General features: G+C 61.1%; 10 protein-coding genes. 6 read left to right on the top strand and 4 right to left on the bottom strand.

Features of this window, described 5'->3' with window-relative positions; translation table 11 throughout:
- Positions 1–39 precede the first annotated feature (39 nt).
- The 3 genes from GT590_RS04490 to GT590_RS04480 form a co-directional block, all read right to left on the bottom strand.
- The gene (locus GT590_RS04490; RefSeq protein ID WP_086415003.1) at positions 40–786 is read right to left on the bottom strand and encodes an NAD-dependent protein deacylase; all 747 of its coding nucleotides are present in this window, start codon (positions 784–786) and stop codon (positions 40–42) included.
- A gap of 199 nt (positions 787–985) precedes the next feature.
- The gene (locus GT590_RS04485) at positions 986–1441 is read right to left on the bottom strand and encodes an Hsp20/alpha crystallin family protein (protein ID WP_009305994.1); all 456 of its coding nucleotides are present in this window, start codon (positions 1439–1441) and stop codon (positions 986–988) included.
- 126 nt (positions 1442–1567) lie between these two features.
- A complete protein-coding gene (locus GT590_RS04480) occupies positions 1568–3157 on the bottom strand; it encodes a helix-turn-helix transcriptional regulator (RefSeq protein ID WP_035584210.1) in 1590 nt (529 codons plus the stop codon).
- A gap of 306 nt (positions 3158–3463) precedes the next feature.
- On the opposite strand from GT590_RS04480, the gene GT590_RS04475 reads away from it, so the two are divergent.
- From GT590_RS04475 to GT590_RS04465, 3 genes are all read left to right on the top strand, one after another.
- A complete protein-coding gene (locus tag GT590_RS04475; RefSeq protein ID WP_009305996.1) occupies positions 3464–5146 on the top strand; it encodes a molybdopterin-dependent oxidoreductase in 1683 nt (560 codons plus the stop codon).
- A gap of 15 nt (positions 5147–5161) precedes the next feature.
- Positions 5162–6244: a molybdopterin-dependent oxidoreductase gene (locus GT590_RS04470; protein WP_035576716.1), complete on the top strand. Its 1083-nt coding sequence runs from the start codon at positions 5162–5164 to the stop codon at positions 6242–6244.
- A gap of 148 nt (positions 6245–6392) precedes the next feature.
- On the top strand, positions 6393–6923 hold the full coding sequence (locus GT590_RS04465) for a metallophosphoesterase family protein (RefSeq protein WP_009305998.1): 531 nt from the start codon (positions 6393–6395) through the stop codon (positions 6921–6923).
- 213 nt (positions 6924–7136) lie between these two features.
- Here GT590_RS04465 and GT590_RS04460 read toward each other — a convergent pair whose 3' ends face one another.
- Positions 7137–7829 (bottom strand): ferric reductase-like transmembrane domain-containing protein, encoded by a 693-nt coding sequence (locus tag GT590_RS04460; protein WP_009305999.1) that lies wholly within the window; start codon positions 7827–7829, stop codon positions 7137–7139.
- Between the two features lie 291 nt (positions 7830–8120).
- Here GT590_RS04460 and GT590_RS04455 point away from each other — a divergent pair, with 291 nt between their 5' ends.
- The 3 genes from GT590_RS04455 (at position 8121) to GT590_RS04445 (ending at position 12180) form a co-directional block, all read left to right on the top strand.
- Positions 8121–10766 (top strand): molybdopterin-dependent oxidoreductase, encoded by a 2646-nt coding sequence (locus GT590_RS04455; protein WP_009306000.1) that lies wholly within the window; start codon positions 8121–8123, stop codon positions 10764–10766.
- A 12-nt stretch (positions 10767–10778) separates the two neighbouring features.
- A complete protein-coding gene (locus GT590_RS04450) occupies positions 10779–11408 on the top strand; it encodes a 4Fe-4S dicluster domain-containing protein (protein WP_009306001.1) in 630 nt (209 codons plus the stop codon).
- A gap of 64 nt (positions 11409–11472) precedes the next feature.
- The gene (locus GT590_RS04445) at positions 11473–12180 is read left to right on the top strand and encodes a molecular chaperone (RefSeq protein ID WP_009306002.1); all 708 of its coding nucleotides are present in this window, start codon (positions 11473–11475) and stop codon (positions 12178–12180) included.
- Positions 12181–12207 lie beyond the last annotated feature (27 nt).

The raw sequence follows: 12207 nt of genomic DNA, 5'->3' as shown, positions 1-12207 counted from the left end.
GCTCCTGTTCTTGGGTGCTGATAGGCGGCGCGCGAGCGCTTACAAGTCGAAGACCTCGCCGACGTTGGCGGCGATGCAGAGGTCGGCTTGGCGGTCGCGCGGGGTGGGGGTGTGGTTGACGATGACGAGGCGGCGCCCTGTGAAGAAGTCGATGAGGCCGGCCGCCGGGTACACGGCCAGCGACGTTCCCGCCACCACCAGCAGGTCGGCCTGCGCGATGGCATTCACGGCGCCGTGCACCGTGCGTTCGTTCAGGGGCTCCTCGTACAGCACGACGTCGGGTTTGACGATGCCGCCGCAGGCGGGGCATCGCGGCACGCTGTCGTCGGACTGCGCGCGAAGGGCCAGCAGGTTGTCTACCGAGTAGGCTGCGCCGCACGCCATGCAGAAGTTGCGCAGCACGCTGCCGTGCAGTTCGAGCACGTTCTTGCTGCCCGCTTTTTGATGGAGGCCGTCGATGTTCTGCGTCACCACGGCGGCCAGCGTGCCCGCTTGCTCGAGTTCGGCCAGCTTGCGATGCGCGCGGTTCGGCTGCGCGTCGAGCGCCAGCATGCGGTCGCAGTAGAAGTCGAAGAACGCGCTGGGGTTGGCGTCGAAGAAGCTGCGGCTGACCATCTGCTCGGGAGGATAGGGGTACTTCTGCGCGTACAGGCCGTCCGGGCTGCGGAAATCGGGGATGCCGCTCTCGGTGGACACGCCTGCGCCGCCGAAGAACACCAGGCCGCCCGGCGGCGTGTCGGCCACCCAGCTGCGGAACGTTTCGATAGCGCGCACGGTTTCGTCCATAGCTCCTCCTGTCGGTTTCGACCCATGATACCACGCTTCTTGCGTCCGGATGTTTCACGTGAAACATGCGTTCTGATCGGCCTGTTTTGCTCTTGAACGCCTGTCATCCCGAGCGCAGGCGACGAAGCGTGCCTTTGGGTGAAAACAAGGAAGGCGGCCACGGTGGCCGCCTTCCAGTGCGCTTGCGTTTCGCGAAGGATTAACCCTCGATGGAGATGGTCTTCTTCTCCTCGAGCTTGGGCTGCTCCTGCTTCTTCGGCACGGCGATCTTCAGCACGCCGTCCTCGAACTTCGCCTTGATGTCGTCTTCCTCGATGTCGTCGCCCACGTAGAACGTGCGGCTGCACTTGCCGCTGAAGCGCTCCTTGCGGACGTACGTGCCCTCTTCGTCCTTGTCCTCGGACTCGGACTGGGTCTGCGCCGTGATGGTGAGGTAGCCGTCCTTCAGCTCGGCCTGGACGTCGTCCTTCTTGAAGCCCGGCAGGTCGATGGTCAGCTCGAATCCTGCGTCGGTCTCCTTGATGTCGGTGCGCATGAGCGTGGGCGACATCTTCTGCATGGGAGCCGAGGCGGCGTTGAAGAACGCGTCGAAGGGGTCGGTCATCAGCTCGCTCAACAGGTTGCGGTTCCTGCGCATGGGTACCATCATTGCCATGTTCGATCATCTCCTCTAGTCGTGCGGGGAGGCGGTGGTTCCGGGTGCGCCGAAACGCCGCCTTGCTTGGTATGCCTGGTATTCTACGACGCGTTTTAGCACTCTACAACCGAGAGTGCTAAATGGTTACTTTTTCGTTATGTAGGAGCGGGGGCTTGCCGCGCGGCCGTCCTCTTCGGTGGCGCCTAAGACGAGGTCCATCATCTCCTGACGATTGCCGATGCCGAGTTTCGCGTAGATGTGGGCGATGTGCGTTTTCACCGTGTTCTCGGCAAGCACCAGTTCTTCCTGGATGAGGGTTCGCGTTCTTCCCTGAGCGAGGAGGATGAATATCTCCGTTTCGCGGGGCGAAAGCTTGTTCGCGACTGCGATGTCTTCGCATCGAACCGCGATGGCGCGTGATACGTGCTCTCCCGTGAGATCGCCGCTTGAAGGGTGCGCAGTCGTGGGTTCGGGATTGCCCGCTGCGCTTTCCTTCTCCGTCGACTCCAGGCGCCTTGCCCCGATCCATTCGCTGAGAATGGCGGCGATCGTGAGGGAGTACGCGGCGCCCAGCATGATCATGCTGCTGAAAGCCACTCCGCTGCCCAGCAAGGCGACCCACAGCACGGAGCTGAGCGCGTAGACGGCTGCTGCAACGCCCATCACTCGGTACGAGGGCATGGTGAGCGCATCGATGGCGGTGACCACGACGATCCAGAACAGCACGTGCGCACACGAGTCGTCCAGCCGCATGAGGGCGTCCAGCAGAGCGGCGGGTATCCCAGGGGCGGCGTTTTGGGACACCACGAGAAACAGACCGCCGATGACGATGATGAACGCTGGCTGAAACCTCAAATCGAGGCGCCATCCGGTTGTCTTCACCAGTGTGGCGAGTGCGAAGAGGGCAAGAAACGCTGTTGAGACGAGGGAGAAGACGACCTCTGCCGCGATCCCTTGCGCTGCGACGGCCTCGCTGCCCCATAATCCGATCGAACTGAACGACCGTACGGTCGCAAGTAGCAGCGCAGCTGCAGCGATAAGCACCAGCAGGCTTCTTCGACCCTCTCTTCCCGCCGGCAGCACGGCGCGCCGAGGTTGAGCCGCGAGCGCTTCCATCCTTGCTCCGGGGAGGTCGGCGCGCCGGGTTATATTCTGGGCGGATTCGGTAGGCGCAGAGCTCCGGGCGGCTTTGAATAGCGCGGCGGAAACGAGCGGCAGCGCGATGGTGACGGCGATCTGCCAGACGGGAGGCACCGCATAGCGGGCGATGGGAAGCACGAGCGTTTCCATACCCAATGCCGCCACGATGCACCAAGCGGTGCAGGCGAAAGTCTGCGTTCTGGCTAGCAGCAAATAGAATCGCGAGGCGATCCAGAAATAGCCCGCGCCGAACATGATCAGGCCGGCGATGGCAAGGAAAATAGGGTCGAAGAGGCTTTGATTGGAGGCGAGGGCGAAACTCGCGGTGCCTATCGAGGATGCAAGCGGTAGAACGTAGGAGAAAGGTTGGTCGCGTTCGCGGAGCCATCGGGGGCCTACTGCGAACGCAACTCCCACGATGAGTATGCCCAGCAGGAAGAAGATACGCGGATTGACGGCGGGATCGAGGTCGTGCAGGGAGGAGGGGAACCCTCCGGTATGCCCGGCCAGCGTGCACCAGAGCAGGTTCGTGCTTAGTCCCAAGGAGGCAAGAACTGCGCTGCGGTTGACGCGCACGCCGGCGGGTGTTTCCATGATCGATCCCCCTGTTTCTCTTCCCGGCGCGGTTGCGAGCAGATATTCGAAAGTCCTCTGAACAGCTGGCCATTATATACGATTCTCACGATAGGCGAAAACCCGGCGCGCCTCTATCAACCAAACCGGGGGATACCCGTTCGAGCCCTTCGTCATATTCACCCGGATACGTCGATGGCGGTGGACATCCCGTGCTTCTACCATCTTCCGGGTGTGCGGCGTGCGCGCCTGTTCCAGGTTGGAAGGAGGGGCAAGCGATAAGGCGGAACTGCCGCACGCACGACAAGAGAGGATGGAGGAGAGATCATGAGAAACATGCGACTGAAGGCCGCGCTTGGAATGGCGGGGGTGTTGGCGATGACTGCAGCTTGCTGCGTGGTCGGTCCGGCGCTTGCGGCCGATTCTGCGTCGACTGCAGACGAAATAGTGCGCGGAGGGGAGCCGGACGGCGATGTTCAGTATCCCGGCAAAGAGTATATCGTCGAGAATTACGACAAGTGGGACAAGATCGCCGAGGAGTACGCGCCCGAGATCATCCGATATTCGAATGGGCAGCTGGTTCAGCGTACCCCGACCGAGTACGAGTGCCCCCATTGGATGCAGCAAAGCTGGACCATTTCGTACAACACGTACTACCTCGACGCGGACAACCGAGGGTGCAATTCGTGCCATGCTGATATGAATGCGATGATCGAGAACATGGAGTACAAGCATGCCACGATCGACAACAAAGCGCTCGAGACGTACAGCGACGTGAACCAGTGCATCTCGTGCCATCGTGACAACGGCGACGATTTCGGCCGTCTCATACATGCCATCCACTACAACGAGCGCAGCGGGAACAAGTTCGCCGAGGGCTCGAACGGCACGTGTCAATCGTGTCACGACGCGACTGCGGATGGCAACGGCATGCAGCTGTGGGACAACGTGAAGCATGAGGCGCTGCAAGGCATCAACAAGGTTGAAAACGTGCAGGGCGAGTTCGCATCCACCCAGGACAAGGTGCAGACGCAAGACGAGCTGTACAGCTACGACTTCGTTCACGGCTATTACGACCATATGCGTTACGCATGCGGGCCTAACGGGCTTGACATCGACCTGCCCCAGAGCATGTTCGACGAGTGGGAGTTCACGGTCGACGGGAACGTGAACGCGCCCTACACGAAGAAGCTGCCCGAGCTGGTGGCCGAAGCTGAAGCCGCTGGCGTGGTGGTCACGAAGCCCTCGAAGATGGTGTGCGAGCTGAATCCGATCGGCGGCGGCGGAATCGGCCAGGCCGAGATCACCGGTATCCCGGTCAGCTGGCTCATCGAGAAGGCTGGCGGCTACACCGAAGACACCAACAGCGTGCGCGTCATTCGCGCAGACGGGTCTTCGCGCAGCGGGTTCGACCTCTCGGTCTTGGACAAAGGGTATCTGGTGTACAAGATCGATGGCGAATACCTCAGCGCACGTCACGGCTTCCCGGTCATGCATTGGCAGGAGACCTACGATGCCCAGATCTTCTCGAAGCAGATCAACGGCTACCACGTGTCGTCCGATGTCATGAAAGAGCGTGTGTGCGGCCAGGTCAACCAAGAGGATGCCCATGTGAACCGTCCCAACGTGACGGTGTGCGGCGTGCCCGAAGGTCTCATCATCCAGAACGGCAAGCCGTTCACGTTCAACGGTTATGCCGACGCGTTCGACCATCCCATGAAGACGGTGGAATTCTCCATGGACGGCGGCGAGACGTGGACGTCGTTCGACGTGGGAGACGTCGATCCGGCGAAATGGCTGTGGTGGAGCTTCACGTTCACACCCGAGAAAGAAGGAGCGTACGTGCTGAGCGTGCGCGGCACGGACGTCGACGGCGAAGTGAGCTACCGCAACCACGAGGTGCTGGTGAACGCGAAGGACGAGATGCCGTCCGAAGACGAGATCACCGAGATAGGGAAGATCGTCGATCCGGCCATGGCCAACGGCGATGCTTCCGGCGATCAGCAGTAAGCGAGGATGATAGACATGACGCAACGAAATACCCGAATGTTCGCCGGTGTTGCCGGAGCTGCGCTGCTGCTCACCGGGTCGGGCTTGGCGCTGAACGCTTTGAATCCGAACAGCGCCGATGCATCCGATGCGGCGAGCGGGATGACGCACTCGTTCAACGAGAACGTGGTTGAGGCTTCGTGGGTGAACGTCGACGACGGCTCGTACGTACGGGTGCCGAACGTGCAGGGAAGCTTTGTATTCAACCAATTGGGAACGACCCCGAACGACGAGCTGTTCAACGTATTCGGTGCTGCTTTGACCTCGATGTGCTCTAAACCTGCGGTCGAGCTCGAAGCGCAGACGGGCGGCGTGGCCAATTTCTACGTGAACGTAGGGGGTCATATCAAGAAGAACTTCACGGTGGATGTAAGCGAGTTGTCCGAAGATGCCAGCGAGGAGGCGCTCATGGCGTGCTCGTGCGCTACCGGCTCTCCGTTCGGACAGGCTGCGGTGCTCGGCGTGCCGCTGGCGTCCATCGTGGAAATGGCCGATTTGGAGGAAGGCGTGAACACCGTGACGGCGTACGGCGCCGACGGGTTCGGCCAGCCTTTGCCGCTGCGCTACGCTTTGGAGCATGATGCGATGCTCGTCTACCAGGTGAACGGCCAGGAGCTTACGTCGGCGACGGACGGTTCCAGCATGCAGCTGTGGATGCCCGAGACGGTAGCGCGGTACTTCACGCGCAACATCACCGACATCGAGCTGACGCGCGAAGACGTCGAACCCGATGTGCAGCAGGTCGATCCGTGCTACCGCAACAAGATCAACATCATGAACTACGCCGGCGGATGCACGTTCGTCGCAGGCGACGAGATCACGTTCGAGGGCGTTGCCGACGATCTGGGAAGCCCGATCGAGGCTATCGAGTTTTCGTTCGACGGCGGCGCTACTTGGACGTCGTGCGCGACCGAGGGAGCAACCGCGGACAAATGGGTGAATTGGCAGTTCTCCACTTCGTTCGAGGATGCAGGAGACTATCGTATGACGGTGCGTGCCAAAACTGCAGACGGCATGGTTTCGCCGCTTGCGGCGACGCTGTTGTTCCAGGTCTCGTAAGAGGGCTTATCGGAGGGCGCGCAATCCGGGCGCGCCCTCTTTTTCGGGCGTCCGCTTGCAGTTTGGCAATGGTTTTATGGGTCGCGTGAAGGCCGGCGTATGATCTATACTTGCCATTCGATCGGTTGATGCAAGGAAGGAGCTTGTCATGACCGTTATCGGCCTCATATCCGACACGCATGGACGGTTGCCCGACGAGGCGCTCGCGGCCATGGCGGACGTTGACCATATCATCCATGCGGGCGACATCGGCGGCCCCGAGATCCTGCATGCGCTCGAGGCGTTGGCGCCGACCACGGCGGTGCTGGGCAACAACGACTTCGACGAGTACGGCTCGCGCGTGGGCCGTTTCGCGCATCCGGTGATCGACGGGGTGCGCTTCCTCGTGGCGCACTATCCGCGCGACGTGCAAATCGGGTTCAACGGCTGCGCGGGTCTGGCGGCGGGCGATCCCATCCCGCAGGTGTGCGTCCACGGGCACACGCATGTTCCCGAGCTGGTGTACGGACCCGAGGCGCGTCCGGCATCGTACGTCGTCTGCCCCGGCGCGCCGTTCCGGCCTCGCGGCGGGTTTCCGAAGTGCACGGGTCGCATGCTGGTGGATGATGGGCGCGTGCTGGGCGTGCGCATCGCGTCGTTGGACGGGCAGACCGTGTTCGAGGTGGGCGAGGGCGCGTAAAGCAAAAGCCCGGTGCATTCCATACGCATTGTCGCTGAAAGCCTCGTTTTCAGGCGCGATTCCGCGGCTTTCGGGCGACAATGCGTGAGAGCCATCCATGTTTTCTTGCAAACGAGTGCTTTAAGCGGGACATCGAGGAAAGCTGCCGGGGATGCGAACGGGCGCCCGGCAGGGGCGCCCGTTCAGGGGAGGGAGGGAATGTCGAACGCGCTGTCAGCTGGCGAGCGCCGTGCTCGGGGCTGCTGCTCGATGGTGCAGCAGCGCGCGCCGCATGCGCAGCACAACGTAGGCGCCCACTGCCACAGAGTACACGACCAAGCTGACGGTGGCCGTCTCGCGCCCTGCAAATGCGGAAGGCGCTAGCAGCAATACGAGGTGCACGTACGTGAGCAGGTAGAACGGGTAGGCGAGACGTTGCACCCCTTTCCAGCGCGCGGCGCTCATGCGGCGCTTCACCACCTGGAACGAGGTGACCAGCAGGATGGCCATCAGAAGAACCAGCAATGCCGCCAGCGCTAGCGAGAACCCAAGGTTCCCATTAAGCGCCGAGCCCAGCCGCGGTACGTACGACACCCCGTAAAACGCCAGGTGACCCAGCGCGAAGATGCAGCCAAGGATGGAGAGCTGGCGGCGGATGGGCATGAGCCGCGCCCGCAACGGCGAGCTCTCGTCGAGCACGCCCACGAACATCACGATGGTGAACAGCACGAACGCAAGCGCGCATCGCTGCATAAGCGGCATGAAGTACGGCCACATCCCGCCCGCAGTGTTCGTGGTCGTTCCGAACCAGTACAAGCCCACCAGCGCAAGCGCGACGATGTAGAAGGGTACGGGATGTCGCTTCAGCGGTTTCGCAAGAATCCCGATAAGGACGATGCAGCAAACAAGCGCGATCAAGAACCTCATACCAGCCCCCTTCTGTAGTCGCAATATTGTCATAGTATCATAGTATAGGCTGAACAGCCTTGACGATCTTGCGTAGAGTACACTCGGGTTCTATTCGATATATTATCCTTAAACTAGATGCATTTGAACAGGTATTTTGCGTTGACTGTCATATATCATGGTGATAGTATGACCGCAATAGCTATCATACTAGGATATGACGGTTATGCTCATGCATGGGTCGACGGTGAATTGTTGGGGGACAATCTCGGACGGGCTTGTTTCCCGAATGCGATCTAGAGGGGGTTACGCGTGGATACCACATTGACACGGCGAAGTTTCGTAAAGTGGGGAACCGCAACGGTTGGTGCAACAGCGCTTGTTGGATTTACCGGATGCGCACCCGGCGGCGGCAAGGCCGAAGATGCTTCCGAGGGGACTCAGCAGAAAGCGGGCGAGTGGCTCAACGCTCCTTGTTACAACAACTGCAGCTGCGGCTCTTCTCGCTGTCTGAACCGGGTGTACGTCGAGGACGGCGTCCCATTGAAAATTCGCACCGACGAGGAATCGGAAGACATGTTCGCCATGCCGCAGCGCCGTTCTTGCTTGCGTGGTCGTGCAAAAATCAGTGAGGTGCTCTCGCCGGCTCGCATCAAGTACCCAATGAAGCGCAAGAATTTCCGCTTGGACAATCCTCAAGGAGAGCTACGCGGCAAGGACGAGTGGGAGCGTATCAGCTGGGATGAAGCACTTGATCTCGTGGCCGAGGGCATCAAAAAGATGTACGACCAGTACGGTCCGACGGGCATACTCTGTGGCGCGTCCAGCAACATCGGCGACGGGTACTACGATCAGAACGTGTGCCTGCTGAACGCCCTGGGAGGCTCGGTGCATGCGGAAGCTGGCACGGTGTCTTTCGGCTCCTGGTCGGTTGTTGACACCCATATGATCGGTGGCTTCGGCATGTCCAACACGCCGCATCACCTGCAGTTGATCACCAGCGACCTCCATGTGCTGTTCGGATGCAACTGGGCGGCCAACAAGGCCGGCAATCACGCGTTATATCTGGAAGAATGCCGCAAGCGCGGCGCCAAGGTCATCGTCATCGATCCGTGGCTGAGCCAAACCTCACAGATGGTTGCTGACGAATGGATTCCCATTCTGCCCGGCTCGGATACGGCGCTGGTCATCGCCATTTGCTACGAGTGGATCAACGCAGGAACGTACGATCAAGAATTTCTCGATACGTACTGCATCGGATTCGACGGCGATCATATGCCCGAAGGTGCCCCTGAAAACGCCTCTTGGAAAGATTACGTCATGGGCACCGGGTACGATATGACGCCGAAAACCCCTGAATGGGCCGAGAAGATCTGCGGCGTGCCCGCTGATACCATTCGCTCGCTTGCCGCCGAAATCGCGTCGGTGGACAAGGTTGATTTCAACTGCGCGCAGTCCGCATCCAAGATTCCCGCGGGCGAGCAGTTCGTCCAGAGCTTCTACACGATGGCACTCATGCACGGCGGCATCGGCACCCCGGGGCATTACTTCGGCTGGTCGGGCGTGAAGGAATTCATGAGCAGCGGCATCAGCACGGGCGCCTATTGCCCGGTCACCGCCGACCCTGCCAACCCCTTGGCTCCTGCGGGCTCGCCGGTGTACATGTACTATCCCATCCCGTCCTTCCCGACGCTGGAAGACCCTGATAGTTGGCTGAATTTGGAGCCTTCGGAATGCTGGCGTTCTATTCTCTCCGGAGAATACGGTCGCGATTGCTGGCCGACGGGAAAGCGTAAGGTCGACATTCACGCAGCCTACTTCGGCGGCCATATGAGCACCTTGAACCAGATCCCCGACACCATGAACGGCATCAAAGCAGTTCGTGCGATGGATTTCGTCTGGGGTGTCAACCCGTTCTTCGACTCGACGCGCCAGTACTGCGACGTGCTGCTTCCCTGCGCGACGTTCTGGGAGAAGCCCAACAAGGCGTTCGGTGGAGATTACGCTTCCGCGCTGTGGTTCGACAAGATCATCGATCCTCTGTACGAGGCGAAATGCGAAAGCTGGATCGCCGAGGAATTGGCAACGCGCTTGGGGCTCGACCCTAAGGTGGTCAACACCTTGAGCGATGCTGAGCGTACGTACGCGACCGTGCGCGATGCAACCTACATGGACGGCACGACGTTCGAGTCTTCGACGCTTCTGACCATCAAGCAGGAAGAAATCGACCAGTTCTTCCCCGGCGTCGAAGGCACCCCCCAAGAGGGTAAGTTCACGTTCCAGGAATTCCGCGAGAAGGGCATCTTGAAGGCGGAGCTTTCCGAGGATATGTTCATTCCCGAGCCCTATATGGCCTTTATAGCCGATCCGGAAGGAAGTCCGCTCAAGACGGCTTCCGGCAAGTTCGAGATCTACTGCGAGACGGCTGCCTACATGATCAACTCGGTGGGTTACTCTACCATCGCCCCCATCGGCATGTACCAGATCGGCGACCCCGAGCAGGGTGCCGGTACGCAGACCGACGAGTACCCGCTGCTGCTTTGGACGCCTCACTCGCTGCGTCGTGCTCACTCGGTGAACGACAATGTGGTGTCCTTGCGCGAAGCATTTCCCCAAGAATGTTTCATCAGTGAGGTTGATGCCAGGGAGCGCGACATCAAGAACGGTGATACCGTGCTGATGACCAGCCCTCACGGAAAGGTGCTGCGTCCGGCGAAGGTGATCCCGACGCTGGTGCCGGGTGCGGTTGCCATCCAGGATGGTGCTTGGTTCCAGATCGACGAAGAAACGGGAATCGATCTGGGAGGATGCCCGAATGTGTTGCAGGCTCCGAAATCGTCGGGTGGAGGATGCCAAGCGTGGACGGGTACGTTGGTGCAGGTGGAGAAGTATACAGGCGATCTGACACTCGAACCTGACAAGAATCGGCCGATCGTCATGCCGGTTGGCGTGGAATAAGGGAGGTGCATCATGGCTCAGTACGCGTTTCACTTTGATTCCAACAAATGCACCGGCTGCAAGACATGCCAGGTGGCGTGCAAAGAAACCTACAAGCTGCCGGTGAACAACCTGTACCGCAAGGTGCTCAACTACCAGGGCGGCACCTGGGAACTCAACGAAGCGGGCAGCTACGTGCCCAACGGCGTGTTCGGCTACTTCGTCTCCATGGCGTGCAACCACTGCGTCGATCCGGCGTGCGTGGCGAACTGTCCGACGGGCGCCATGCAGAAGGACGAGGAAACCGGCATCGTGTGGACCGATCACGAGGTGTGCATCGGCTGCAAGACGTGCCAGACCGTGTGCCCTTACGATGCGCCGACGTACGACGACGAAGCGGGCTACATGTTGAAGTGCGACATGTGCAAGGCCGAGCTGGAAGCGGGCGGGAGCAAGCCCCTCTGCGTCACCGGCTGCCCTATGCGCGCGCTCGATTTCGGCACGCGCGAGGACATGATCGCGAAGTACGGCGAGGGCGACGTCGAGGTGGAGCCCCTGCCGAAGGACACGACTCATCCGAACCTCATCATGAACCCGCATCGCGATGCCCAGAAGTCGGGCAGCGGCACCGGCGCGCTCGTGAACCTGGAAGAGGAGATCTAACGGCATCAGGCTGGGCGGCCGCTTCGTCGGCCGTCCAGCTGTTTCGGAGGGGAAAGGGGAAACGATGAACGCACCGTACAACCAGGACGTGCTTGCGGCTGCGGAGGCGTGCTTCGCGCAGGCGTCCCAGCTGCTGTACTGCGAGCCGGATGCCGAGGTCGTCGCCGACCAGGTGGCGGAGCGGCCGTTCCAGAACGCGCCGTTCGGCATGGACGATGCCGATGTGCGCGAAGGCATGGCGCTGATGGACGCTTGGTGCGTCGCCGCCGCGGCTGACGAAGCGGGCTTCGACGAACGCGTGGCCGCGCTTCGGCGCGAGTGGCTGCGGCTGTTCGTGGGTGCCGGAACGCCCGATGCGCCCAGCTGGGAGTCGTTCTACCGCGATCCGAACAGCCAGCTGTTCAGCGCGCGCACGCTGGAAGTGCGCGAGCGGTACCGTCGCCACGGGTTGCAGATCGAGCGGCTGTATGCGGAGCCCGATGACCATCTGGGGCTCATGCTGGGTTTCGTCGGCCATCTGATCGGGCTCGAAGCCGAGGCCCTCGCGGTCGGCGACGGTGCGGCGGCGGGCGAAGCGGCCGACGAGCAGGAGTCGTTCCTGGTCGAGCACGTGCTGCCCTGGCTTGCGGCCTGGCGCTACAGCGTCGATGCGCATGCGTCGTCCGACTACTTCCGCGGGGCAGGCGCGTTCGTGTTCGGGCTGTGCGCGCGCTACGCACAGCGCTTCGGCGTGGCGTTCGACCGCGAAGGGCAGGTGTTCAAGCGGAAGTAGCTAGGCATCGGGCGGTCGAAGCCCTAT

The sequence above is a fragment of the Eggerthella sp. BIOML-A1 genome, from assembly GCF_009875595.1.
Lineage (GTDB): Bacteria > Actinomycetota > Coriobacteriia > Coriobacteriales > Eggerthellaceae > Eggerthella > Eggerthella lenta.
This window is presented reverse-complemented; position numbering and strand designations above follow the sequence as displayed.